Raw genomic sequence first — 23,992 nt, forward strand, 5'->3', positions numbered from 1 at the left:
GCGGGCAAGGTATCAGCACTTGGAGCGGGACGCGAAAAACTTGGCGATGAGCGGCAAGACGATTGGCAGGGGAGCGGCGCTGCTTGGCGCACTCCTCCTGGTTGCGGCCCTGATCCACGGCGGGGAGGAACCGCTGCGTCCGATCGAGCAGGCAATCGAAACGCCGGAGGCGCTGCGATGAAATCGGCATGGCTGGTTGGCGCGGCCGTCTTCGCGCTGAGCTCCGCAGTCGTGGTGGCGCAAGACGCCCCGGTCGACCTCCTGCCGCCCGGATTCGACGATCCGGCACCGGCGCCGACGCCCACGCCGGCACCGCGGCCAACCGCGCAGGCACCGCAGGCCGCGCAGCCCGGACAGCCGGCCACACCGCAAGCGAGTGCCACGCAATCGGGCGAGATCGTACAACCCCTGCCAACACAGCCCATGCCATCGACGGCGGACCTCGACCTTTCGAACCTGCCGTCGCTCGAAGAGCTCGAGGCCATGTCGACCGACGATCTCGACGACCTTCTCGGCCTCAAGCCGACCTACGACATTCCCCCGGCCGCCCGTCGTTCGACCGAACGCGTGGGCCTGCTTGGTTCGGCCGAAGGCGGCCTGCCGTCGGGCTCCCTTGCCCGCCAGCCGGCTGCGCTGGTTCGCGCCGTGCTGGAAGGGACCACCCAGCCGATGGTTTCGCGCTGGGGCCACATCCTCCTTCGCCGTGCGCTGGCGAGCCGGCTGCAAGCGCCTGAAGGCATGAGCGCGGTGGAATTTGCCACACTGCGTACCCGTGTCCTCAACACGATGGGCGAGGCGGTGGTTGCCCGCGCGCTGGTGCAGGATGTCGATACCGGCAATTACTCCCCGGCGCTCGCGAACGAGGCGGTGACGGCCTATATTGCGACCGGCGATATCGTCGGAGCGTGCCCATCGGTCCGGCTCGTGGATACCGGGCGCGAAGACACGATCTGGGAAATGCTCTCGGGCATCTGCAACGCTTATGCGGGCGAGGAAACGCGGGCCCAGAACGATCTGCGCCGCCTGCTTGGCCGCACCGAAGACGATCGGATCGATGTGCTCCTGGCGCAGCGCTTTGCCGGATCAGCCGGGCGAGGACGGCGCGCGGTAACGATCGAGTGGGATGGCACCAGCGGGCTCACTCCCTGGCGCTATTCGCTGGCGAACGCCCTTGGCGAACCGATCCCTGAAGACCTGCTCGAGGACGCCGGACCGGATCTTCTGCGCACGAGCCCGTTCTTCCCAGCGCTCTCGCCTATCCAGCGCGCGCCCGGGGCCGATCTGGCCGCATCCGGCGGTATCCTGTCCGCCTCGGCGATGGTCGATCTCTACAGCCAGATCTTCGCCGAGGAGAGTGCGGAAGGCGAAGCCGCCGTCAGGGCGTCGCGCCTTCGCGAGGCCTATGTGGGCAGCAATCCCGAAGCGCGGCTCGAAGCCATCCGCGATATCTGGGCAGGGGATGAAGCAACCGCCTACGGGCGCATGGTGCTCACCGCCTATGCGGCGGCGCGCATGCCGGTCGACTCGGCCTACAGCGGCGATGCCGCTGGCCTGATTGCCTCGATGCTGGCCGCCGGTCTCGACCGCGATGCCATGCGCTGGGCGAGCGCGCTCGACGCCGGAAGCCTTGGTTGGGGCCTCCTGGCCGTTGCCGATCCGGATCGGGCCAATGCCGTGACCGATGGTGAGCTCGACCAGTTCTCCGACAACGACGACAGCGCGGGCCAGCGCAAGTCGCAGATGTTGCTTGCCGGACTCGCCGGGCTCGGCCGCGTCGAATCGAGCGAGATTGCCGAGTACAGCCAGCGGCTTAGCGTCAACCTCGCCGCGCAGACCCGCTGGACGCAGCTCATCACGCGTGCAGCCGAGGTCGACAACCGTGCGCTCGTGGCGATGCTTGCAGGCCTCGGGATGCAGGGATCGAGCTGGGACCGCATGACCCCGCGCCATCTCTACCACATCGTCTCTGCCTTGCGGCGCGTGGGCCTTGAGGCGGAAGCCCGGATGATCGCCGCGGAGGCGGTCGCGCGCGCCTGACGTGGCGGGGCCTGTGTCCTCGATCCCTGATTTCCTTGCGATGCTGGCTGCCGAACGCGGAGCGGCGCGCAACACCCTGCTGGCCTATGGCCGCGATCTCGAACAGGCCGAGGAATGGCTGGGCGCAGCGCTCGACGGCGCAAGTCCCGCGCAGCTTGCCAAGCTCGGGCAGGGCTGGGCCTCGCTCGCGCCCGCGACCATGGCGCGCAAGATATCCGCGCTGCGCCAGTTCTTCGGATTTCTGGTCGACGAGGGCTTGCGCCAAGACGATCCAACGCACGCGTTACCGCGCCCGGCTACGCGGCGGCCCTTGCCCAAGATCCTGTCGCACGCGGAAGTAGAGGCGCTCTTCGCACGGGCCGAGGAGGAGGCGTGCGGCGACAAGCCGGGCGCTGTACGCCTCCTTACGCTGCTCGAACTGCTCTACGGTTCGGGTCTGCGCGCGACCGAACTCGTCTCGCTCCCGGTATCCGCCGTGCCGCGCGACGCGCCCTTTCTCACGGTGGTGGGGAAGGGGGGACAGGCCCGCATGGTCCCGGTCAGCCAGCGCGCAAGTGCCGTCCTGCCGCGCTGGCTGGCGCTGCGCGATCCGGATTCGGCTTTCCTTTTCCCCTCCCGAACGGGGCATATTTCGCGTGTCAGGCTGTTCCAGCTTCTCAAGGACCTGGCCGTGCGCGCTGACTTGCCGCGAGAGAAGCTGAGCCCGCACGTGCTGCGCCATGCCTTTGCAACGCATCTGCTGGAGGGCGGGGCGGACCTGCGCGCGCTGCAGACGCTGCTGGGGCACGCCGATATCTCGACCACGCAGATCTACACCCATGTCGACGCTGCGCGGCTCGTGGCGCTGGTAAACGAGCGTCACCCGCTTGCGCAGCGGCGCGCGAGCGACTAGCGCGGCGGCATGATTTCCTATCTCGAATTCGAGAAGCCGGTTGCCGAGCTCGAAGCGCGCATTGCCGAACTGCGCAGCGCGTCGGAAGGCGACGAGGTCGATATTTCGAACGAGCTCCAGCGCCTGGAGCTCAAGAGCGCAGACCTGCTTGCGAGCACCTACGAAGCGCTGACGCCCTGGCAGAAGACGCAGGTCGCGCGCCACCCCTCGCGCCCGCACTTTCGCGACTATGTCGAAAACGCCTTTGACGAGTTCATCCCGCTGGGCGGGGACCGCTGCTATGGCGATGACGAGGCGATCCTGGGCGGTTTTGCCAAGCTCAACGGACGCAAGGTGGTCCTGATCGGCCATGAGAAGGGCAACGATACGGCCAGCCGCATTCGCCACAATTTCGGCATGGGCAAGCCCGAAGGCTATCGCAAGGCCATCCGCCTGATGGAAATGGCTGGCCGATTTGGCCTACCGGTGGTCACCCTGGTCGACACTTCGGGCGCCTTCCCGGGCGTGGAGGCGGAAGAGCGCGGTCAGGCAGAAGCCATCGCCCGTTCGACCGAAGCCTGTCTCGCCCTTCCGGTTCCCATGGTCGCGGCTATCGTGGGCGAGGGCGGTTCGGGCGGCGCGGTTGCACTCGCCAGCGCCGAACGCGTGCTGATGCTGGAGCACGCGGTGTATTCGGTCATTTCGCCCGAGGGCTGCGCCTCCATCCTGTGGCGCACGGCCGAGAAAGCTCCCGATGCGGCAGAGGCCATGAAGGTCACTGCACAAGACCTTGAAAAACTGGGCGTAATCGACCGGATCGTGAACGAGCCCGTGGGCGGCGCGCATCGCGATCCCAAGGCTGCGGCCAGCGCGCTGGGCACGGCCATTGCGGAAGAGCTCGACATGCTGGGGCGCTACCCACCGCACGAGCTCAGGCGCATGCGCGAAGACCGCTTCCTGGCGCTCGCAAGCTAGGCCCTCTTCAGGCGAATCGGGAACAAAGCCCCGCTCGATCCTGTTTCTTCCCCAAATACACGCATTTGCGTCGGCGCCCGGTCGGGGTGGTCGGCGCATGAGCAGAATTGGGGAACCCATCATGTCGCATACCAAGATTGCCGCCGCCGCTTCGCTGAGTGCCCTGTCGCTGGCGCTTGCTGGCTGCATGGGCGGAGGCGAGATTCCGAGCGCCTCGGCCCCCATCACCCAGAGCGAAGCGCAGACGGGCGCCGAGGCTCACCCGCAGTTGCTGGCCGAATTCGGCGGAGCGATGAGCGGAAGCCAGGCCCAATATGTCGAGCAGGTCGGCAAGAACATCGCGGTGCAGTCCGGCCTCGGCAATGCGCGCGAATCCTTCACCGTTTCGCTGCTCAACAGCCCGGTGAACAACGCCTTCGCGATCCCGGGTGGGTATATCTACACGACGCGCCAGCTGGTTGCTCTGATGAACAACGAGGCGGAGCTTGCGGGCGTCCTTGGCCATGAGGTCGGACACGTCGCAGCGCGCCACTCGCAGCGCCGTCAGGCTGCTGCCCAGCGCAACACGCTGCTTGGAGCGGCGGGTGCGATCCTTTCGGGCCTCCTGCTGGGCAACAGCGGTTTGGGCCAGCAGCTTGGCCAGGCAGCCATGCAAGGCTCCCAACTCCTGACCCTGCGATTCTCGCGCACGCAGGAGCTGGAGGCGGACGAACTCGGCATCCGCTATCTCAACCAGGCGGGCTACGACCCGCGCGCGATGAGCACGGTGCTGCGGAGCCTTGCGCTCCAGAACGCTCTCGATGCGCGTTTGCAGGGTAGGGACAGCGCGCGGCTGCCCGAATGGGCTTCGACCCACCCTGATCCGGCAAGCCGCGTCCAGACCGCGCTGTCCAAGGCGCAGGCGACCGGCGCGACGGGCGGCATTACCAACCGTGACACCTTCCTCACGCGGATCGACGGGCTCACCTATGGCGACGACCCGGCACAGGGTGTGGTCGAAGGACGCCAGTTCATCCATCCGGACCTTCGCCTGGCCTTCACGGCACCGCAGGGCTTCTACATGGTCAACGGCACGCGCGCGGTCACAATCCAGGGGCAAAGCGGCCAAGCCCAGTTCACGCTCGCACCCTACAGCGGCGACCTCGACAGCTACGTCACGAGCGTCTTCTCGGGGCTGAGCCAGCAGCAGGCGATTCGCCCGCAATCGATCCAGCGTACAACGGTGAACGGCTTGCGCGCCGCATACGGAACGGCGCGGGTCAATTCGAACAACGGCCAGGTCGATGTGACCGTGTTTGCCTATGAGTTCGCGCAGGATCGCGCGTACCACTTCCTTGCCATCACACCGGCCGGCCGGGCGGGCACATTCAACGACATGTTCCGCTCGATGCAGCGAATCGATGCTCGCACAGCGGCAGGCGTTGTTCCGCGGGTGCTGGATGTGGTGACGGTGCGTAGCGGCGATACGGTCGCCTCGCTTGCACGCCGGATGGCCTATGACAGCAACCAGGTCGAACGCTTCCGCGTGCTGAACGGACTTGGCAGCAACGATACGCTGCGCGCCGGCCAGAAGGTGAAGCTGGTGGTCCGCGCCCGCTAAGCGATCCGCCAAAAAATCCTTCAGGCATAAGAAAAGGCGGCGAGGTTTCCCTCGCCGCCTTCGCTATCAAGCTAGTGTCGTTACGGATTAGACCGCGTTCGACGAGCTCATCGTGGTCGAGACCGTGTTGAAGGTCGTGCTCAGCTCGTTGCCGAGGCTCTGCATCGCGGTGATCGCAGCAACGGCGATCAGGGCAGCGATGAGACCGTATTCGATGGCGGTTGCACCTTCTTCATTGCGGCGCAGCTTGTTGAAAAACTTCATGTGATGTCTCCTGGTTCAGTCTTCGTTCCCGGCTCGACCCGAAAAGTGTGGTTCGAGCAATTTTGCTTTCTGCCTCGAAGAAGTTGAGAAACTCCTAACTGCTTCGAGTTACCCGTTTCCCCACTCAAACGCCGGTAACTGCTGTCACCGAGGTCTCGACTGTGGTCCATGTTGCCATGGCCGACGTGCCGAAGGATTGAATCGCGCCAACCATGGCGAGAAAGATAAGAGCAAGGATCAGCCCATACTCGACGGCTGTTGCACCGCGCGTGTCGCGTCCCAGTTTCTTCAGGAATTTGACCATTGTCGGTGCCCCATTCGTCACTTGTCTAAGCTGACATCGAGTGATTACGGCCAATCCCGTTAAAAAAGAGTTGAGGACACCGCGAAGTTTGGAAAAAATTCCGACATGGACCTGTGTGGTAGCGCTGGCGCTCCACGATGGGGAAGGGCGCTGGCTCATGCATCGCCGCCCTCTCCACAAGCATCATGGCGGCCTCTGGGAATTTCCTGGCGGGAAGGTCGAAAGCGGCGAAAAACCGCGCGATGCGCTTGTACGTGAGGCGCAGGAAGAGCTTGGCCTCACACTCAAATCCAGCTCGCTGAGCGAAGCGGGTTTTGCAGAAGAAACGCAAACCCAAGGGCGAGCGCCTATTGTCATCCTGCTTTACACCTGCCCCTGGAACGGGGACCCGGTCGCAGCGCTCGAAGGGGGTGAAGTGGGTTGGTTCACACCGCAGGAAGTGGCTGCGCTGGAGAAACCGCCGCTCGATATCGCCCTTTCCCGCGGCTTGTTCGAAAAAACATGATTTAGGGATTGCCAAGCTTGGGGCACCTGCCTATTTGGCGCCCTCCAACGCGCGCCAGTAGCTCAGCTGGATAGAGTACCTGACTACGAATCAGGCGGTCGGAGGTTCGAATCCTTCCTGGCGCGCCAGAAAAGCCCATGACCAGAAATGGTCGTGGGCTTTTCTGGTTCTGGGCGGGTGTCGGCCGGGTCAGCCCTTAGTCGGCGTTGTCTTCAAGCCAGTGCATGTCCTCGTCACTGAAGCCGAAGTGGTGGCCTGCTTCGTGGATCACGACGTGGCGCACAAGGTCGTCCATCCGCACGCCCGTCTCGCGCCATTCGGCGATCAGCGGCTGGCGGAACAGCCAGATGCGCGGCGGCATACGGCCGCTCTGCCAAATCGACTGGTCGGGCAGCGGCTCGCCTTCATATAGGCCGGTCAGGTGCCAGCGGTTGTCGAGATCGACCGATTCCAGCTGCTCGGCAGTCGCGAAGTCTTCGACCCGCAACACGACATCGCCCATCTGGTCGCGAAATTCGGCCGGCAGCGCTGCAAAGGCGGCGTCGGCCATGATCTGCATCTGCTGCTGCGTGGGACCGGGGCGATCGTGCATCGTCCAAGGGATATGGGATGCGCGCCGGGGTCGCACAAGCTTGGAACACACCGGCGTCTTACCTGTTGGAATGGCAAAGGAGATTTGCCCGATGACCGACACGACCGAGATCTTTGATCGCCTGAAGCAGGATCATGACAAGCACCGCGAGCTGCTCGACAAGCTCCTCGAGACGAGCGGCGACACCGAGCAGCGCGAAACGCTGTTCGAAGAGCTTACCAAGGAGCTGAAGAGCCACGCCGCGGCGGAAGAGCAGGCGCTGTACGCCACCATGCTCAAGAAGCCCGCAACCACGGGCGAAACCCGTCACTCTGTCGCCGAACATCACGAGATCGACGAAGCGCTCAACGATCTTGCCGCCACCGACATGAGTTCGGGCGCATGGCTGCAGAAGTTCAAGAACTTCGAGCACCGCTATCGCCACCACATCGAGGAAGAGGAAGAAGACCACTTCCCCGATTTCGAAGAGCATCTGGACGAAGCCGACATGGAGCACATGCGCGCCGTCTTCGATCGCCGGAAGAAGGAAGAGAAGGCCGACGCCGAGGTAACGCCAGAGAAGATGGAAGACGCCAAGGACTAAGCAGACCGTTCGGAGGGCCGCGCGCATCGCGGAGGAACAGGACCCCAAACGCACCTCCCGGCTCGACCCATCGGTCGAACCGGGAGTTTGGCGTTATGTGAAGGCGACCCGTGCAAGCGTGGTCGTCGACGCGGCGGACTATTTCGCCTTTATGCAGGACGCGATGCTGCGATCGCGCCGCCGGATCCTCCTTATTGGCTGGGACTTCGACACGCGCATCCACCTCGAGCGCGGCCGGCGCTGGTGGCAGCGGCCATGGAAACGCGGCTATCCCTCGCGCCTCGGCAGCTTCATCGCCTGGCTCGCCCGGCACCGCAAGAAGCTCGACATTCGCATCCTCAAGTGGAGCGTCGGCGCGCTTTCGACCATGGGGCGCGCATCGATGTGGTGGGACCTGTTGCGCTGGGTCCGCCATCCGCGGATCAATTTCCGCTTCGACACCGCGCATCCGGTGGGTTGTACGCATCACCAGAAGATTGCCGTGCTCGACAACAAGCTGGCCGTGTGCGGCGGGATCGACATCACCGACAAGCGCTGGGACACCCGCGATCACAAGGAAGACGATCCGCGGCGCAAGACGCCGCGCGGCGTTCCGTACGAACCCTGGCACGATGCGACCATGATGATGGAGGGCGATGTTGCCCTTGCGCTCGCCGAGCTTGGCCAGGATCGCTGGACGCGCGCGGGCGGCAGGAAGCTGCCCGACACCGAGGATACCCCGGGCACACCGTGGCCCGAAGCGCTCGATGCCCAGTTCGAGAATGTCGAGATCGGCATCGCGCGCACGCGGGCCGCCTATCGCGATTGGGAGGCTGTCGACGAGATCGAGCAACTCTACCTGCAGCAGATCGCCGGCGCGAAGAAATGGATCTACGCCGAAAGCCAGTATTTCGCCTCGCGTTCGATTGCTGAGGCGATGATTGCGCGGCTGCGCGAAGACGACCCACCCGAGATCGTGATCGTCCATCCCCTCAACGCCGATGGATGGCTGGAACAGCAGGCGATGGACCACGCGCGCGCTGAACTGGTGCGCTCGATAGAAGAGGCCGACACCAAGGGACGCTTCTCGATCTGGTTTCCCTATTCAGGCGAAACGCCCGTCTACGTGCACGCCAAGATCATGATCATCGACGACGAGATTCTGCGTATCGGCTCGGCCAATCTCAATAACCGGTCGATGGGTCTCGATAGCGAATGCGATGTCTTCATCGATGCAAACCGCGAAGGGAACGGCCATGCGCGCGAGGCGATAGGGGGCCTGAGGCGGTCGCTGATTGCCGAACACTGCGGTCTCGCGGAAGGGGACGTTTGGGAATTGTTGTCGCGCTATGGCTCGATGGCAGGGCTGATCGACCATTCGCAAGGCGACAGCTATCGATCCTTGAAGCGGTACCATCCGCCAGACCTCAATGCGGTCCAGGAAACGCTCGCGCAAAGCGCGTTGCTGGACCCCGAGGACCCGAACGACATGTTCGAGCCGTTTGCAAAGGGCGGACTTTTCCGCAAGGGGAGCAGGCTCGCGCGTTATCGCGAGAAATTCAGGAGGATCAGGGGCAAGTGAGCAACGCAGGCGATTATGTGGACGACCCCGGTGTGCCGGCGAAACCCGACGTACCCGATCATGTTCAGGATGCGATCCGCACACTGATCTCATGGGCCGGCGACGATCCGGAGCGCGAAGGGCTGCTCGACACGCCCAAGCGGGTCGGGCGCGCGTGGCTGGAATATTGCCAGGGGTACAAGGAAGACCCTGCGATCCACCTCAGCCGCGTGTTCGAGGAAGTGGGCGGCTATGACGAGGTCGTGCTCCTGAAGGACATCCCGTTCCAGTCGCACTGCGAGCACCACATGGCGCCGATCACCGGCAAGGCTTCCATTGCCTATCTGCCCGACAAGAAGGTCGTCGGCATTTCCAAGCTCGCCCGCGTGCTGCACGGCTTTGCCCGCCGCCTGCAAATCCAAGAGCGCCTGACCGCCGAGGTCGCGGCGTGCATTTGGGACAATCTCGAACCGCAGGGCGTCGCTGTCGTGATCGAGGCGCAGCACGGCTGCATGACCGGCCGCGGCGTGCGCACGCCCGGTGTCGGCATGATCACCTCGCGCCTGTGCGGCTGCTTCCTGGAAGACCACCGCAGCCGCAAGGAAGTGCTTAGCCTGATGGGATATGGCTAAGGCACTAGCGCGCGAACAGGCGATCCAGCAGTCCCGGCCGCTTGCGCGTCGGCGCCGTCTCGCCCGCTAGCCCGTAAAGGTAGTTGCCAAGAAGCACGGCCTGCTCCTTGGTCATGAAGTATTTGAACTCGCGCACGTCGTCTCCCGAACCCGGTGCCTTGCGGGCGCTCTGCATCCGCAGCATCACGCGTTCGCCTGCCGGGTCGGCTTCCCAGCCGAGGAGGATGCCGAAATCGCGGTCCGGATCGGTCACGGCGGTCGGTTCGTTTTGCCCCTGTTCCATGGGCAGAAACACTGCGCCCCGCCTTGCGCTGAGGCAAGACGGGGCGCCGGTGTTGTCCGCAAATGGAACGGCGCTGGAGCGCCTTACATCTGGCCGAGCATGTGCTCCGCGCTCGAGACCGAGAAATCGCCCGGCGCTTCGACATTGAGCTGGGTCACGACGCCGTCTTCGACGACCATCGAATAGCGCTGGCCGCGCTTGCCCATGCCGAAACCCGAACCGTCCATGGTGAGGCCAACGGCTTCGGCGAAGTCGCCATTGCCGTCTGCCAGCATGGTGATGTCGTCGCTGCCGGCAGCACTTTTCCATGCGCCCATCACGAAGGCATCGTTGACCGCGGTGGCGACGATTTCGTCGACGCCCTTGGCCTTCAGCTCGTCCGCTTTCTCGACATAGCCCGGCAGGTGGCGCGCCGAGCAGGTCGGGGTGAAGGCACCCGGCACCGAAAACAGCGCCACTTTCTTGCCTTTGAAATAGTCGCCCGAGCTGACCTGTTCGGGGCCGTTTTCGGTCGCCTTGACCATCGTCACTTCAGGCAGCTTGTCGCCTACCGAAATCGTCATAGTGGAAACTCCGTCTTTCCCGTCCGGCCTGAGACCTAGGGCTCCGGACGTGCCCGCGCAACCACTGCTTCGTGGTTAATTTCGCTTTACTGCGACGCTTTAAATTCCCGTAAACTCCTTTCCCGATCCTTATTCCCAGCGGGCAACGGGACGCGCCCGCCAGGGAGACCAGGGACATGCAACTTTCCAAGACTTTCGCCGTCGTGGCCGGTGCCGCGGCAATGCTGCTGACGCCGGCGCCTGCGCTGGCTGCGGGATCGGCCGATGCCGAGAACATCCGCAAGCTCGACATCATGCTGATGGTTACTTCGCTGCGTTGCCGGATGGGCGCGCATGATTTTCAGCCGCACTACCGCAAGTTTTCGGCAGCGCACCTGCCGACACTGAACACGGCGGCGCGCGATCTTGAGGCGGGGCTTACCCGCAAGCATGGCGCGCGCGGGGCCAAGCGGGCGCTCGACCGGATGAGTGTGGGCATGGCAAACCAGTACGGGAAAGGACACCCGTGGCTGGAGTGCAGCGAGCTGAAGGAGATCACTAGCGAGCTCGCCGCATCGCGCGATCCGTCGCATCTCAAGCTGGCGGCCAGCGAATTGCTTGCGGCCGCGCCAATGAACGGCGGACGGTTCGCGGCTCGCTAAGGGCCTTTCGGGACGCACTCCGGCTGGGGCCATTGCCCTTGCCACTCTGAGGGGCTAGGGGCGGCGCCATTGCGGCGGCGCCCCTTCCTTATGCGCGGCCTTCATCCCGAAAGATCAAGGATTTTCCCGTGGCCGAATTCACCGATTACGTCATCAAGGACATTTCGCTGGCCAAGTACGGTCGCGACGAGATTGCCATCGCCGAAACCGAAATGCCCGGCCTGATGGCGCTGCGCGAGGAATATGCCGACAAGCCGCTCAAGGGCGCGCGCATCACCGGCTCGCTGCACATGACGATCCAGACTGCGGTGCTGATCGAAACGCTGGTGGCGCTGGGTGCGGACGTGCGCTGGGCGACCTGCAACATCTTCTCGACCCAGGACCACGCGGCGGCTGCGATTGCTGCGCAGGACATCCCCGTGTTCGCTATCAAGGGCGAGAGCCTGTCGGACTATTGGGACTATGTCGGCCGCATTTTCGACTGGTCGACCGATGAAGATCCCGACCAGACCGCCAACATCATCCTCGATGATGGCGGCGATGCGACCATGTTCGCCCTCTGGGGCGCGCGTATCGAGGCCGGCGAAGAGCTGCCCGAGCCGCAGAACGCCGAAGAGATCGAATTCCAGCGCGCGCTCAAGGCCTTTGTCGCAGCAAAGCCGGGATACCTCAGCAAGTCGGTCAAGAACATCGTCGGCGTTTCGGAAGAAACCACCACCGGCGTCCACCGCCTCTATCACCTTGCCAAGCAGGGCAAGCTGCCGTTCCCGGCTATCAACGTGAACGACAGCGTGACCAAGTCGAAGTTCGATAACCTCTACGGCTGCCGCGAATCGCTCGTCGACGCCATCCGCCGCGCGACCGACGTGATGCTCTCGGGCAAGGTCGCCTGCGTTGCCGGCTTCGGCGATGTCGGCAAGGGCAGCGCCCAGTCGCTGCGCAACGGCGGCGCCCGTGTTCTCGTCACCGAAGTCGACCCGATCTGCGCGCTGCAGGCCGCCATGGACGGCTTCGAGGTCGTAACCATGGAAGACGCGGCCAAGGTTGCCGACATCTTCGTCACCGCGACCGGCAACGAGCACGTCATCACCGCCGACCACATGGAGGCGATGAAGGACAAGGCGATCGTCTGCAACATCGGCCACTTCGACAGCGAGATCCAGATCTCGGCCATCGACAATTACGAGTGGAACGAGCTGAAGCCCGGCACCGATGTGGTGAAGTTCCCCGACGGCAAGGAACTGATCATCCTCGGCAAGGGACGCCTGGTGAACCTCGCCTGCGCGACCGGCCACCCGAGCTTCGTGATGAGCTTCTCCTTCACCAACCAGACACTCGCGCAGATCGAGCTGTGGAGCAAGGGCGACGAGTACGAGAACGACGTCTATGTCCTGCCCAAGCACCTCGACGAGAAGGTCGCGGCGCTGCACCTCGACAAGCTCGGCGTGAAGCTGACCAAGCTCAGCCAGAAGCAGGCCGACTACATCGGCGTGCCGGTCGAAGGGCCGTACAAGCCTGAGCACTACCGCTACTGATCGCCGCAACTGGCGGAAAAACCATCGCATGAACGCGCGCGGGGGCATTGCACTCCCGCGCGCGTCCGCATAGCTGGCAGGTAATGGAAACCTCACCCGCTCTGCTGGCCATCATCGGCCTCCTGCTGGCGCTTTGGACCGCAGGGGCGGTGTGGGTGATGCTGCGCGCCAGCGGGCGCGAGCAGAAGTCTTCCGCTACGCGCAAGGTCGCCCAGCGGCTTTCACGCATGCTGGAGGAAGGGCCGGCGATCCCCCTGCTCGTGCGGGCCGATGGCCGCATCGAGGCACCGGATCGGCTCGCCCGGTGGATCGGGCTCGACAAGGTCCCCGAATATCTCAGCGAACTGGCGGGCGGGGACGGGCGCGGTCTCAGCGAAGACCAGGTGGACGAGCTGACGCGCAATGTCCGCCGCACGCAAAAGACCGCCAAGCCGTTCCGCATGGCGCTGACCGTGTCGCCAACGTCGGGCAAGTCGCTTGCCATGCAAGGCTCGCTTGCCGATCCGGCGGTCTCGCCGGGCGGGGCGGCGCTGATCTGGGTCTTCGATTTCAGCGACAGCGAGGCGGAACTGTCCCAGCTGCGCGAAGAAGCGGCCCGGGCGCGCGAGGATTTCGGCGCGCTGGTGGGGCTTATCGAAGCCGCTCCCATGCCCATGTGGTTCCGTGGTGGCGACATGCAGTTGCGCCTCGTCAACAAGGCTTATGTCGCAGCCGTGGGCGCGGAAAGCGCAGACCAGGTCGTTGCTGACCAGATCGAGCTGGTCGAGACCGTCAACGGCCGCACCGCCTCGCAAGTTGCGCAGCAGGCGGCGGACCGTCGTCAGCCGATTGAGCGGATTGTCAGCGCCACCATCGACAAGGCGCGCCGCACCATCAGGGTCACCGACCTGCCGCTGATGGGCGAGGGCATTGCCGGATACGCCGTCGATATCGAGGAAATGGAAGAGCAGGCGCGCGAATTCCGCGCCTTCCGCGAGGCGCAGCGCTCGATGCTCGACCAGCTGTCGATCGGGGTGGCCCAGTTCGATGCGGCGCATCGAATGACCTTCGCCAACCAGCCGTTCCACCGCGTTTTCGCGCTGCCGCCCGGTGTGGTCAACGACCGTACGACTTTCCACCATATGCTGCTGATCGCGCGCGAGAACGGGCGGATTCCCGAAGTGCGCGACTTCCCGGCCTGGCGCAACGAGCTGGCCGAGTGGTTCCAGCGCGACGAGCCGCACGAAGAAGCCTGGTCGCTGTCCGACAGCACGCACCTGCGCATCGTCGCCCAGCCGCTGCCCGACGGCGGCCTTGTGATGATTGCCGAGGACCGTACCGAACAGCTGGCGCTGTCCGCCACGCGCGACACTCTGCTGCGCACCCGCACGGCCACTTTCGATAACCTCTTCGAAGCGCTCGCCGTGTTTGCGCCGGACGGGCATCTGGAGCTTTGGAACCGCGGCTTCTCCGGTGCCTGGGGTATCGATCCCGAAGTGCTCGATGGGCACCCGCAGGCCGAAACCCTGCTGGCGGCTATTGCCAAGAACCTTTCCGATCCGGAGCACATCGCCACGATCAACCAGGTGATTCGCGCCGCGACGCTCGATCGCAAGAAGAGCGACGGGCGCATCGAACTGGCCGATGGCCGAACGCTCGACTTTGCTGGCGTCCCGCTGCCCGATGGGAACGGCATGCTGACCGTCCTCGACGTCACTGCCTCGCGCCAGGCCGAAGAGGCGCTGCGCGAGCGCAACCGCGCGCTGGAGGAGGCCGATGCGGTCATGACCCGCTTCCTTGCAAACATGAGCTACGAATTCCGCACCCCGCTGACGTCGATCGGCGGCTTTGCCGAACTGCTCACCAGCGGCATTGCCGGGGAGCTTTCGCCGCAAGCGAAGGAATACGCGCAGGCGATCTCTCTCTCGGTCGGCAAGCTCACCGAGCAGGTCGAGAACGTGCTCGACCTGTCACAGTCCGAGGCCGGACTTATGCCGCTGCGCAAGACGAAGGTCGAACTCATGCCGTTCGTCACGCAGATCGTGCGCAAGCAGGAACAGCGCATTGTCGATGGCGGGCTGACGCTCGATCTCAAGGGGCACCCCGAAAAGACCGTCAATGCCGATCCCCAGCAGCTACGGCGCGCAATATCGCAGTTGCTCGACAACGCTATTCTCGGCACCCCGCGCGGCGGCCGCATCGTGGTGGACATCGGGCGCAAGCGCGGAGAGACCAAGATCGTGATTGCCGACAATGGTAAGGGCATGACCCAGCACGAGCTTGCCCGCGCGCTCGAAGGGATCCGCATGTCGGCCGACGGGCGCGGCATCGAACGGCGGCAGGGGCTCGGCATCCCGCTCGCGCGTCAGCTTGTCGAAGCGCATGACGGGACGCTCGAAATCCACAGCCGCAAGAACGCCGGCACCACGGCGACGATCACCCTGCCGTGAGACTTGCCTTGCCCGATCTAGACGCGATGGACGCGCTGGGCGCGCGCATTGCGGACAAGCTTCGACCCGGTGACGTGGTGGCGCTGTCGGGCACGCTTGGCACAGGCAAGACCACGCTGGCGCGCGCGATCCTCGCTGCGCTGGGGCATGAGGGCGAAGTGCCGTCGCCGACCTATACGATCATCGAAACCTACGATGCGCTGCGCGTGCCGCTGGTGCACGCCGATTTCTACCGCCTCGACGACCCGTCCGAGGTCGATGAACTGGGCCTCGACGATTACCGCGAGGGTGCGGCCTTGCTCGCCGAATGGCCCGATCACGCGGGCGGCTTCGCGCATGAGGCGGGCTGCCTTTCGATTGCGCTCGAAAAAGTGGGCGAGGGGCGCGAAGCCGTTGTAACGCCGGGCGCAAATTGGCAAAGCCGCTGGCCATGAGTGATGCGCTGCCCGACGGGCTCCACGAATTCCTTGGCCAGACCGATTGGGCCGATGCGACGGTTGCCCCGCTTGAGGGGGACGCCAGCTTCCGGCGCTATTTCCGGCTGAACCTGTCGGGCGAAAGCGCGATGCTGATGCACGCCCCGCCGCCGCATGAGGACCCGAAACCCTTCCTCCACGTAGCCCACTGGCTCACCGATGTTGGCCTGCGCGCGCCGCGGATAATCGCAGAAGATGCGGAGGCCGGCTGGGTGCTGACCGAGGATTTCGGCGACGAGCGCGTGCGCGAATGGATCGATGCCCACCCGGGCGAAGAACGCGCGATCTATACCGCTGCAATCGATACTCTGGCGCAGTTGCACACGATCCCGCCAGGCCCGTTCCCGCCTTACGACATGGCGGTTTACCTGCGCGAAGCCATGCTGCTGGTGGAATGGTACTGTCCGGCGGTGGGGCTGGACGTCGACTTAGAGGGGTATCGGCAGGCATGGGAAGCCGCTCTTGCGCCGCTCCTCGATCGGCAACAGCCCGGCGTAACGGTCCTGCGCGATTACCACGCCGAGAACATCATGCTCCCGCCCGATGGCGGGCAGGGCCTGATCGATTTCCAGGACGCGCTGGTCGGCCATCCGGCCTACGACCTGGTCAGCCTGCTGCAGGACGCCCGGCGCGATGTCTCGCCCGAGCTCGAGGCGGAGATGCTGGCGCATTACCGCGCCAAGGCTGCGCCGGGCGAGGATTTCGACGCGGACTATGCCCGGCTTGGTGCGCAGCGCAACGCGAAGATTGTTGGCATTTTCACACGGCTTGCAAAGCGAGACGGCAAGGCCCGCTACCTTGCCATGATCCCGCGCGTGTGGGACGCGATGGAGCGCGATCTGGCGCATCCGGCGCTCGGCCCGGTGGCCGACTGGTTTGCCGCCAACATCCCGCAAGAGCTGCGCGATGCATCGGGAGGGAAGATGCCATGACCGGCCTCGTGTCTGACACCGCCATGCTGATGGCGGCGGGCCTCGGTAAGCGCATGCGCCCGCTTACTGCCGCGACGCCCAAGCCGCTGGTGCGCGTGGCCGGCAAGCCGCTCATCGACCGTGCGCTCGACCGGCTCGAGGAAGCGGGCGTCGGCAAGGCGGTGGTCAACGTTCATTACCTCGCCGATGCGATCGAGGCCCATATCGGCCAGCGTCCCATGCCGGCGGTGACCTTTTCCGACGAGCGCGACCTGCTGCTCGAAACGGGTGGCGGGATGGTGAAGGCCAGCGCCGACGGCCTGCTGCCCGACCCCTTCTTCGCCTGCAACGCAGACAGCATCTGGCTTGACGGGCCGCGCAACGCCTTTGCCGATCTTTCGGCACGCTGGGATCCGGACAAGATGGACGCGCTGCTGCTCGTCGTGACGCACGCGCGCGCCTACAATTTCGACGGCACGGGCGATTTCTACATGGACGGGGCCGGGCGGCTGACCCGCAAGACGGCGGGCCGCATTGCGCCCTTCATCTACACCGGCATCCAGATCGTCTCGCACCGGCTTTTGCGCGAAGCGCCGGAGGGCAAGTTCTCCACCAATGTGCTGTGGGACCGCGCCATTGCCGAAGACCGGCTCTACGGCCTCGCCTTTACCGGCCAGTGGTACGAAGTGGGCACGCCGGCGCATATCCGGCCGACCGAGCAGGCGCTGACGGGTGGCTGACAGGCCCGCGCCGAACATCTATTCCATCGCCGCGCACCGCGGGTTTGCCGATGCGCTCGTGGCCGGATTGGTCCCGCGGTACTCACAGGACGAGTTCGGCCTTGCCAAGCTAACCCTGCTGGTGCCGAGCAGCCGCGCGCGGCGGACTTTATCCGAAGCCTTCATCCGTCACGCGGGCGAGCAGGGAAGCGCAGGCCTCCTCATGCCGCGCATGGCGGTGATCGGCGACCTCGATCTCGACGAAACGCTTGGCCCGCTGCTCGATCCGCTGGGTGCGGCCGATACTCCGCCCGCGATCGATCCCCAGCGCCGCCTGTTCGAACTCGCCGCTCTGCTGAGTGAGGTCATGGGCGAACGCGCACCGAGCGGGGCGACCCTGCTGCGCCTTGCGCGCGAGGCGGGGGCTACCATGGACCGGCTGCTGGTGGAGGGCGTCGATCCGGGCGACCTGCTGGATGATAGCGTGACCGGCATTTATCCCGACCTTTCTGCGCATTGGCAGAACAGCCTGCGCGATTTCAGCGCCGTGCAGATCCTGTGGAAGCAGAAGCTGGAAAAGGAAGGCCTGCTGGACGCTGCTGCCCGCCGCAACCGGCTTTTCGAATGGGCCGCGCGCCGCTGGAAGGAAGCGCCGCCGGAAACACCGATAGTCGCCGCCGGCGTCACCAGCGCAGCGCCATCGCTTGCAAAACTGCTCCGCGTGATTGCCGATTTGAAAGATGGCGCGGTGATCCTGCCCGACTTCGACCTCACCATGGCGGACGACGTTTGGGACGAGCTTGGCCGCGCAGGCGCTGCGCCGCAGCCGGGCGATACGCCCTTCGCCCGCGAGGATGCGGTGACCCATCCGCAATACCATCTCAAGCTGCTGCTCAACCGAATGAGCGTCGCGCGTGCCGAAGTGCAACCCTGGCACCGCAAGGGCATGGCCGCGGCCCCGCCGGTTCGCAGCCATGCGATCTCGTCGCTGTTCCTGCCGCCCGAAGCGAGCAAGCGCTGGGTCGACCTTCCGGCCGAAAAGCGGCGCATGGCGGGCGTTCGCATCATGACCAGCGCCAACCCGGAAGAGGAAGCGCAGGCCATCGCGCTGCTGGTGCGCGAGTCGCTGGAAGAGCCGGAGAAGCGCGTTGCCGTGGTCACGCCCGACCGCGCGCTTGCCCGGCGGGTGGTGCACCACCTCGATCGCTGGAACATCATGGCCGACGATTCCGCGGGCCGCCCCCTCTCGCAGACACCAGCAGGCCGCCTGTTCCTGCTGCTGGCGGAGGTCATGGCGGAGAAGGCCGCGCCGGTGCCGCTGATGGGCCTGCTCGCCCATCCGCTGGTCGATGGCGGCATGGAGCGCGGGGTCTGGCTGCGGCAGCTGCGGCGCGTTGAGCGCGCACTGCGCGGGCCGCGCAAGGCCGGCGGGCTCACTCCGCTGGCCGGGATCGTGGGCGTGCTGGCTGAGCAGCACCCGCAAGTTCCCGAATGGTTTGAAAGTGTCGAGATGGCGCTCCGTCCGCTTGTCACGCTGGGCGAGGGCGAGCGGGTGGAGCTTGCGCAGGTGTTCGACACGCTCGCCGATGCGGGCGAGTCGCTGTGCGGCGAAAAGCTCTGGGCCAAGGAGGATGGCCGCGCGTTGGCGGCGTTCGTCGAGGACATGCGCCTCCACGCGCGTGAGGCGGGCTTTGCGCTCGCGCCGCACGAGGCTGCGCTTGCACTGCGCGACGCGATGGAGCCGATCGCCGTGCGTCCACCCTATGGCGGACACGCCCGGGTGCAGGTCCTCGGCCTTCTCGAAAGCCGCATGAACCGGGCGCAACTGGTGATCTGCGCCGGGCTGACCGAAGGGGTGTGGCCGGCACGCGGTGGGGTCGACGCGCTGCTAGCGCCGCCCGTCCTCCGCGCGCTGGGCGTTCCGGGCGCGGATTTCCGCATCGGCCTGTCCGCGCACGACCTTGCCGGAGCGATGGGCGCGCCGGAAGTGGTGCTGTCGCATGCCGAACGGGACGAGGGCGGCCCAGCCATCCCATCGCGCTTCCTGCTGCGGGTACAGGCGCTGCTGGGCGATACGCTCGACACCTACAAGGATACGCAGACAGTCGAGCTGGCGCGCGCGATGACACGCGCTCCGGCGGCCGACCGCTATCCGCGGCCAGCTCCCGACCCGACGCCGCAGCAGCGCGATGTCGAGATTTCCGCAACCGCGCTCGACCGGCTGCTGGGCGATCCTTACCAGTTCTACGCCGGCAAGATCATGGGGCTGGGCGACCTTGAGCCGCTCGACGCCGAGCCATCGCCCCTGTGGCAGGGCAATGTCGCGCACACGATCCTTGAGCGCTGGCATATTGCTCGCAAGACCGATCCCAAGGCACCGCTCGCGCCGATCATGGAGCAGGTGCTCGATGAAGAGAACGCCGACCCGCTGATGCGCGGCCTGTGGCAGCCCCGGCTCGAGGCGGCGCTACGCTGGATCCAGAGCGAGGTCGAAAGCTACGAGGACCGCGCGGTCCTGGCCGTTGAGAAGAAGGGCAGCATGACCTTCGATGGCGTGAAGGTCCACGGCCGCGCCGACCGGATCGACCGGATGGAGGACGGACGCCTCGCGATCATCGACTACAAGACTGGCAAGCCGCCCAGCGCCGCCATGGTCGAACAGGGTTTCGCGCTCCAGCTCGGCATCCTCGGACTGATTGCGCAGGACAACGGGTTCGAGGGTCTTTCAGGCGACCCCGGGGGCTACGAATACTGGTCTCTAGGCAAGGCGAAGGACGAAAATCCGTTCGGCTTCGGTTACACCGAGGTCCCCTTGAAGGTGGGACGCAAGACCTCCGGCGTGCTGCCGGAGGATTTCCTGCCGCACACCGCCGACAAGCTGGCGCTGACCATTTCCCGCTTCATCAAGGGGCGCGACCCGTTCCTGGCGCGCGAGAACCCCGATTACCCGGCCTACGACACCTTCGACCAGCTCATGCGCCTCGACGAATGGATCGCGCATCAGGACGGGGACGGGTCATGAGCGGCGCGGTTTACGAGCTGCAGGACAAGCAGCGCCTCGCGGTCGATCCGCTGGGCAGCGTCTGGCTTTCGGCGAGCGCGGGGACCGGCAAGACGCAGGTGCTCTCCGCCCGCGTGCTGCGCCTCCTGCTCGAACCCGGGGCCGACCCGGCGCAGGTCCTGTGCCTCACCTTCACCAAGGCCGGCGCGGCGGAAATGGCGGTGCGGGTCAACGCCGTGCTCGCCCGCTGGGTGCGCATGGCGAATGAGCAGCTGGGTATCGAACTCGGCTATCTCGGCGCGCCGGCGGACCCGGAAACACGCGCGCGGGCCCGCTCGCTCTTCGCGCGGGTGCTCGACTGCCCGGGAGGCGGGCTGCGGATCGATACGATCCACGCGTTTGCGCAATACCTGCTGGCGGCCTTTCCGGGAGAGGCGGGCATCCTGCCCGGTTCGCGCCCGATGGAAGACCGCGAGCGAGACCTCCTCAGCCGCGATGTGCTGGCCGATTTGCTTGGCGAGGGCGATCCGCGGGTCACCGGCGCGATTGCGGAGATGAGCAAGCGCAAGGGGCCAGACGCGGTGCGCGGCTGGCTGATGCGCTGCGCCCGCCACGCCGATATGTGGGAAGGGCCGGGAAGCTGGCAGCCCCCGATGCAGCCGCGCGTGCACCGCCTGCTCGGCATCCCTGCGGACGCGGATGCAGCCTGGGTTGCCGAGGCCTGCTCCGACGATGCTTTTCGGGTCTCCACCTTGCGTGCTTGCCAGGCGGCGACACGCGATTGGAAGGCTGCGACAGGGCAGAAGACTGCGGACTTCATCCAAGGCTGGCTGGCGGCAGACCCTGCGGCGCGTCTTGAGACACTCGACGGGTTCTTCGACACACTGCTCAAGAAAGACGGCACGCCGCGCAAGATGGGCGGCGCCGAAAAGGTCGACCCGGCATTCCCGGATAACCAGGATCGTATCGCCGAGGCGGTGGCTGTGGTCGCCGAACGCAAGGCCTTGCTTGGCCTTGCAGCCTTCCTCGCCCCGCAGCTCGAAGCGGGGAGGGCCTTTGCGCTTGCCTGGCAGAAGGCCAAGGAGCGCGAGGGGCTGGTCGATTTCGACGACCTCATTGCCCGCGCGGCCACGCTGCTGGCCAACAGCGAGATGGCGGACTGGATTCGCTACAAGCTCGACCGCAGTTTCGATCACATCCTCGTCGACGAGGCGCAGGATACGAACGAGGACCAGTGGGCTATCGTCAAGGCGCTTGCGGACGACTTCTTCGACGGCGAAAGCGCGCGCGGCGATACCGTTCGCACGATCTTTGCGGTGGGCGATTACAAGCAGGCGATTTTCGGGTTTCAGGGCACCAGCCCGGAAAACTTCCGCCTTGCTCGCGACCATTTCGACGACAAGATCTCCCGCGCGGCCGAAGCGGCGCGCGGCCTGCGCGATGGGCCCGATATCCGCAAGCTGGAAACCTACGGCCTCGGCCGCAGCTATCGCACCAACCAGGAAGTGCTGGGCTTTGTCGATCGCGCCATCAACGCGATTGGCTACGAAGGTTTCGGGCTCGACACCCCGGCCGATCCGCACAGCGGCAGCGGGGAGCCGGGGCTGGTGGGCCTGTGGAACGTGGTGCGGGTCTCCGAGGAGGAGGACGAGGACGGCGAACGCGAGGGCTGGCTCGCCCGGCACGACCGCCTGCTGGCCGACCGTATCGCGCAGCAGGTCGCCCGGTGGCTCGATCCCAACGGCGATGGCTTCACCCTGTCCAAGGGCGAGAAGCGGCGCGCCGGGGCGGGCGACATCATGGTGCTCGTCCAGAAGCGCCGCGAGCTGGCGTCGCTGATTGTCGCGCGCCTCTACCGCCACGGTGTGCCCGTGGCCGGAGTCGACCGGTTGCGGCTGGGCAATCCGCTGGCGGTGAAGGACCTGATGGCGGCGCTGCGCTTTGCCGCGCAGCCGCTCGATGACCTGACGCTTGCCAGCCTGCTCGTTTCGCCCCTGGTGGGCTGGAGCCAGCAAGAGCTTCTCGAACATGGCCACAGACCCGCGCGAACCCGCCTCTGGGAGCATCTGCGCGCAAGCGAGGATGGCTTTGTCACAGCGACGGTCGATCGGCTGCGCGAAATCCTGCGGCGGGCGGATTACGACAGCCCACAGCAATTGCTGCACTGGATACTGCTCGGCCCGATGGATGGTCGCCGTGCGCTGGTCGCGCGGCTGGGACGCGAGGCGAACGATCCGATCGACGAACTGCTCAACGCCGCCAACGCCTTCGCCAGCGCGCATACTGCCAGCCTGCAGGGTTTCATCCGCTGGTTCGACGCCGGCGATGGGGAGCTGAAGCGCGAAGCGGGCGAGGGGAACGAGCAGGTGCGCGTGATGACGGTTCACGGGTCGAAGGGGCTCGAAGCGCCGATCGTCATCCTTGCCGATGCGGCGATCCGCCCCGATGGCGCGGGCGATCTGGTTCTGGCCGAGGCGCTGCCGGGCGAGGTCTCGCCGCGCAAGATTCCGCTGCCTTCGCTCGGGAAAGACGAGAAGGTCGGGCCGGTTGCCGAGGCCGACGAAGCAGAAGTTGCCAAGGCGCTGCAGGAACACTGGCGCCTGCTCTACGTCGCGCTCACGCGTGCGCAGGAAGCGCTGTTTATCACCGGCTCGCTGGGGCCGCGTGATGCGAAGAACGGGCCGCATGACGACAGTTGGTACGCGCGGCTCAAACCCCTGTTCGGGGAAGACGAGGGGCTCGAGGACGCGATCTGGGGAGCGCGCTGGGAGATTGGCGAGCGCGCCGCGCCGGTTCCTGCCCACGAAGAGGTGGCAGGACCCGATGCGCAGCCTGACCTGCCGCAATGGGCGGTGCGTCCCGTGGGCCCCGAACCGCGCCCGCCGCGTCCGCTGGCCCCTTCCGGGCTTGGCGAGGTCGAGGGGAGCGATCCGCCGCTGCCGCCGGCCCATGCTGCCGAAGCGGCGCGGCGCGGAACGTTGATCCACGCGCTTCTCGAACGGCTCCCGCAGGTTGCGCTGGAGGAACGCGCTGAGAAGGCTCGCGCGTGGCTGTCCCGGCAGGCGCCAGACCTTGCCGAGGCGGATCGTGCCGAAATGCTGGACCGCGCGATGGAGGTGCTCGCCGACCCGCGCTTCGCGCCGGTTTTCGGGCCCGATGCGCTGGCTGAAGTCCCGCTGGCCGCCACGGTCGAAGGACAGGTGGTGATGGGCACGGCCGACCGGCTGCTGATCACATCTGAGGCGGTCACCGTGGTCGATTTCAAGACCGCGCGCCGCCCGCCAGACCGGCTCGAGGCCATTCCCGACAGCACGATGAAGCAGATGGCCGCCTATGTCGCGGCGCTCGAAACCATCTACCCCGGCAGGCGGGTGGAGGCGGCGGTGCTCTATACCCAGACCCCGCAGCTCTTCGCCTTGCCGAGCGAGAAACTGGCGGCTTACAAGAGCGCGTTTGCAGCCGCGCAGGAAAGTTTTGCCCTCCCGCCGGTTGAGTAATTGCATGATGTGCCCACATCGATGGCCACACGAC

22 protein-coding genes and 1 tRNA gene are annotated in these 23,992 nt (G+C 65.8%); 18 read left to right on the forward strand and 5 right to left on the reverse strand.

What is annotated here, in order from left to right:
• The first annotated feature begins 46 nt into the window (after positions 1-46).
• From KUV82_RS14210 to KUV82_RS06945, 5 genes are all read left to right on the forward strand, one after another.
• The gene (locus KUV82_RS14210; RefSeq protein ID WP_258319875.1) at positions 47-181 is read left to right on the forward strand and encodes a hypothetical protein; all 135 of its coding nucleotides are present in this window, start codon (positions 47-49) and stop codon (positions 179-181) included.
• Positions 178-2,037, forward strand: a complete 1,860-nt coding sequence (locus tag KUV82_RS06930) for a hypothetical protein (RefSeq protein ID WP_219956131.1) — start codon at positions 178-180, stop codon at positions 2,035-2,037. The genes KUV82_RS14210 and KUV82_RS06930 overlap by 4 nt, the downstream gene beginning before the upstream one ends.
• Before the next feature lie 40 nt (positions 2,038-2,077).
• Entirely contained in the window at positions 2,078-2,929 is an 852-nt protein-coding gene (locus tag KUV82_RS06935) for a tyrosine recombinase (RefSeq protein ID WP_258319887.1), read from the forward strand.
• A gap of 9 nt (positions 2,930-2,938) precedes the next feature.
• Entirely contained in the window at positions 2,939-3,883 is a 945-nt protein-coding gene (locus KUV82_RS06940) for an acetyl-CoA carboxylase carboxyltransferase subunit alpha (protein WP_219956133.1), read from the forward strand.
• Positions 3,884-4,004: 121 nt separating this feature from the next.
• Positions 4,005-5,483, forward strand: coding sequence for a M48 family metalloprotease (locus KUV82_RS06945; RefSeq protein ID WP_219956134.1), 1,479 nt, complete (start codon positions 4,005-4,007; stop codon positions 5,481-5,483).
• A gap of 87 nt (positions 5,484-5,570) precedes the next feature.
• On the opposite strand, the gene KUV82_RS06950 is transcribed toward KUV82_RS06945, so the two are convergent.
• On the reverse strand, positions 5,571-5,747 hold the full coding sequence (locus KUV82_RS06950) for a Flp family type IVb pilin (RefSeq protein ID WP_219956135.1): 177 nt from the start codon (positions 5,745-5,747) through the stop codon (positions 5,571-5,573).
• Positions 5,748-5,871: 124 nt separating this feature from the next.
• Positions 5,872-6,051: a Flp family type IVb pilin gene (locus KUV82_RS06955; RefSeq protein WP_219956136.1), complete on the reverse strand. Its 180-nt coding sequence runs from the start codon at positions 6,049-6,051 to the stop codon at positions 5,872-5,874.
• A 40-nt stretch (positions 6,052-6,091) separates the two neighbouring features.
• Between KUV82_RS06955 and KUV82_RS06960 the strand changes: the two genes are divergently transcribed.
• A complete protein-coding gene (locus KUV82_RS06960; protein WP_309148100.1) occupies positions 6,092-6,556 on the forward strand; it encodes an NUDIX domain-containing protein in 465 nt (154 codons plus the stop codon).
• A gap of 51 nt (positions 6,557-6,607) precedes the next feature.
• A tRNA-Arg gene (locus KUV82_RS06965) sits at positions 6,608-6,684 on the forward strand.
• Between the two features lie 68 nt (positions 6,685-6,752).
• On the opposite strand, the gene KUV82_RS06970 is transcribed toward KUV82_RS06965, so the two are convergent.
• The gene (locus KUV82_RS06970) at positions 6,753-7,148 is read right to left on the reverse strand and encodes a metallopeptidase family protein (protein ID WP_219956137.1); all 396 of its coding nucleotides are present in this window, start codon (positions 7,146-7,148) and stop codon (positions 6,753-6,755) included.
• 91 nt (positions 7,149-7,239) lie between these two features.
• On the opposite strand from KUV82_RS06970, the gene KUV82_RS06975 reads away from it, so the two are divergent.
• The 3 genes from KUV82_RS06975 (at position 7,240) to folE (ending at position 9,903) form a co-directional block, all read left to right on the forward strand.
• Positions 7,240-7,731: a hemerythrin domain-containing protein gene (locus KUV82_RS06975; RefSeq protein ID WP_219956138.1), complete on the forward strand. Its 492-nt coding sequence runs from the start codon at positions 7,240-7,242 to the stop codon at positions 7,729-7,731.
• A gap of 97 nt (positions 7,732-7,828) precedes the next feature.
• A complete protein-coding gene (locus KUV82_RS06980) occupies positions 7,829-9,292 on the forward strand; it encodes a phospholipase D-like domain-containing protein (protein ID WP_258319876.1) in 1,464 nt (487 codons plus the stop codon).
• Positions 9,289-9,903 carry a GTP cyclohydrolase I FolE gene (gene folE, locus KUV82_RS06985; protein WP_219956139.1) on the forward strand — a complete coding sequence of 205 codons (615 nt, stop codon included), beginning with the start codon at positions 9,289-9,291 and terminating at the stop codon, positions 9,901-9,903. The genes KUV82_RS06980 and folE overlap by 4 nt, the downstream gene beginning before the upstream one ends.
• Positions 9,904-9,907: 4 nt before the next feature.
• Here folE and KUV82_RS06990 read toward each other — a convergent pair whose 3' ends face one another.
• Both KUV82_RS06990 and KUV82_RS06995 read right to left on the reverse strand, forming a co-directional pair.
• A complete protein-coding gene (locus KUV82_RS06990) occupies positions 9,908-10,198 on the reverse strand; it encodes a hypothetical protein (protein WP_219956140.1) in 291 nt (96 codons plus the stop codon).
• A 71-nt stretch (positions 10,199-10,269) separates the two neighbouring features.
• Positions 10,270-10,749 (reverse strand): peroxiredoxin, encoded by a 480-nt coding sequence (locus KUV82_RS06995; protein WP_219956141.1) that lies wholly within the window; start codon positions 10,747-10,749, stop codon positions 10,270-10,272.
• Positions 10,750-10,925: 176 nt separating this feature from the next.
• On the opposite strand from KUV82_RS06995, the gene KUV82_RS07000 reads away from it, so the two are divergent.
• From KUV82_RS07000 to addA, 8 genes are all read left to right on the forward strand, one after another.
• Entirely contained in the window at positions 10,926-11,390 is a 465-nt protein-coding gene (locus KUV82_RS07000; protein ID WP_219956142.1) for an S-adenosyl-L-homocysteine hydrolase, read from the forward strand.
• Between the two features lie 128 nt (positions 11,391-11,518).
• Positions 11,519-12,925 (forward strand): adenosylhomocysteinase, encoded by a 1,407-nt coding sequence (gene ahcY / locus KUV82_RS07005; RefSeq protein ID WP_219956143.1) that lies wholly within the window; start codon positions 11,519-11,521, stop codon positions 12,923-12,925.
• An 83-nt stretch (positions 12,926-13,008) separates the two neighbouring features.
• Entirely contained in the window at positions 13,009-15,354 is a 2,346-nt protein-coding gene (locus KUV82_RS07010; RefSeq protein ID WP_219956144.1) for a sensor histidine kinase, read from the forward strand.
• Entirely contained in the window at positions 15,351-15,788 is a 438-nt protein-coding gene (tsaE, locus tag KUV82_RS07015; protein ID WP_219956145.1) for a tRNA (adenosine(37)-N6)-threonylcarbamoyltransferase complex ATPase subunit type 1 TsaE, read from the forward strand. Before KUV82_RS07010 ends, tsaE begins: the two co-directional genes overlap by 4 nt.
• Positions 15,785-16,762, forward strand: a complete 978-nt coding sequence (locus KUV82_RS07020) for an aminoglycoside phosphotransferase family protein (protein ID WP_219956146.1) — start codon at positions 15,785-15,787, stop codon at positions 16,760-16,762. Before tsaE ends, KUV82_RS07020 begins: the two co-directional genes overlap by 4 nt.
• Positions 16,759-17,481, forward strand: coding sequence for a nucleotidyltransferase family protein (locus KUV82_RS07025; protein WP_219956147.1), 723 nt, complete (start codon positions 16,759-16,761; stop codon positions 17,479-17,481). Before KUV82_RS07020 ends, KUV82_RS07025 begins: the two co-directional genes overlap by 4 nt.
• Positions 17,474-20,482 carry a double-strand break repair protein AddB gene (gene addB / locus KUV82_RS07030; RefSeq protein ID WP_219956148.1) on the forward strand — a complete coding sequence of 1,003 codons (3,009 nt, stop codon included), beginning with the start codon at positions 17,474-17,476 and terminating at the stop codon, positions 20,480-20,482. Before KUV82_RS07025 ends, addB begins: the two co-directional genes overlap by 8 nt.
• A complete protein-coding gene (gene addA / locus KUV82_RS07035; protein WP_219956149.1) occupies positions 20,479-23,958 on the forward strand; it encodes a double-strand break repair helicase AddA in 3,480 nt (1,159 codons plus the stop codon). The genes addB and addA overlap by 4 nt, the downstream gene beginning before the upstream one ends.
• Positions 23,959-23,992 lie beyond the last annotated feature (34 nt).

Source organism: Qipengyuania flava (assembly GCF_019448255.1).
Classification (GTDB): Bacteria; Pseudomonadota; Alphaproteobacteria; order Sphingomonadales; family Sphingomonadaceae; genus Qipengyuania; species Qipengyuania flava_A.

Coding starts and splice junctions, on each gene's coding strand:
- KUV82_RS14210 (WP_258319875.1), top strand. CDS start 47: ATGAGCGGCAAGACGATTGGCAGGGGAGCGGCGCTGCTTGGCGCACTC.
- KUV82_RS06930 (WP_219956131.1), top strand. CDS start 178: ATGAAATCGGCATGGCTGGTTGGCGCGGCCGTCTTCGCGCTGAGCTCC.
- KUV82_RS06935 (WP_258319887.1), top strand. CDS start 2,078: ATGCTGGCTGCCGAACGCGGAGCGGCGCGCAACACCCTGCTGGCCTAT.
- KUV82_RS06940 (WP_219956133.1), top strand. CDS start 2,939: ATGATTTCCTATCTCGAATTCGAGAAGCCGGTTGCCGAGCTCGAAGCG.
- KUV82_RS06945 (WP_219956134.1), top strand. CDS start 4,005: ATGTCGCATACCAAGATTGCCGCCGCCGCTTCGCTGAGTGCCCTGTCG.
- KUV82_RS06950 (WP_219956135.1), bottom strand. CDS start 5,747: ATGAAGTTTTTCAACAAGCTGCGCCGCAATGAAGAAGGTGCAACCGCC.
- KUV82_RS06955 (WP_219956136.1), bottom strand. CDS start 6,051: ATGGTCAAATTCCTGAAGAAACTGGGACGCGACACGCGCGGTGCAACA.
- KUV82_RS06970 (WP_219956137.1), bottom strand. CDS start 7,148: ATGCACGATCGCCCCGGTCCCACGCAGCAGCAGATGCAGATCATGGCC.
- KUV82_RS06975 (WP_219956138.1), top strand. CDS start 7,240: ATGACCGACACGACCGAGATCTTTGATCGCCTGAAGCAGGATCATGAC.
- KUV82_RS06995 (WP_219956141.1), bottom strand. CDS start 10,749: ATGACGATTTCGGTAGGCGACAAGCTGCCTGAAGTGACGATGGTCAAG.
- KUV82_RS07000 (WP_219956142.1), top strand. CDS start 10,926: ATGCAACTTTCCAAGACTTTCGCCGTCGTGGCCGGTGCCGCGGCAATG.
- KUV82_RS07010 (WP_219956144.1), top strand. CDS start 13,009: ATGGAAACCTCACCCGCTCTGCTGGCCATCATCGGCCTCCTGCTGGCG.
- KUV82_RS07020 (WP_219956146.1), top strand. CDS start 15,785: ATGAGTGATGCGCTGCCCGACGGGCTCCACGAATTCCTTGGCCAGACC.
- KUV82_RS07025 (WP_219956147.1), top strand. CDS start 16,759: ATGACCGGCCTCGTGTCTGACACCGCCATGCTGATGGCGGCGGGCCTC.
- addA (WP_219956149.1), top strand. CDS start 20,479: ATGAGCGGCGCGGTTTACGAGCTGCAGGACAAGCAGCGCCTCGCGGTC.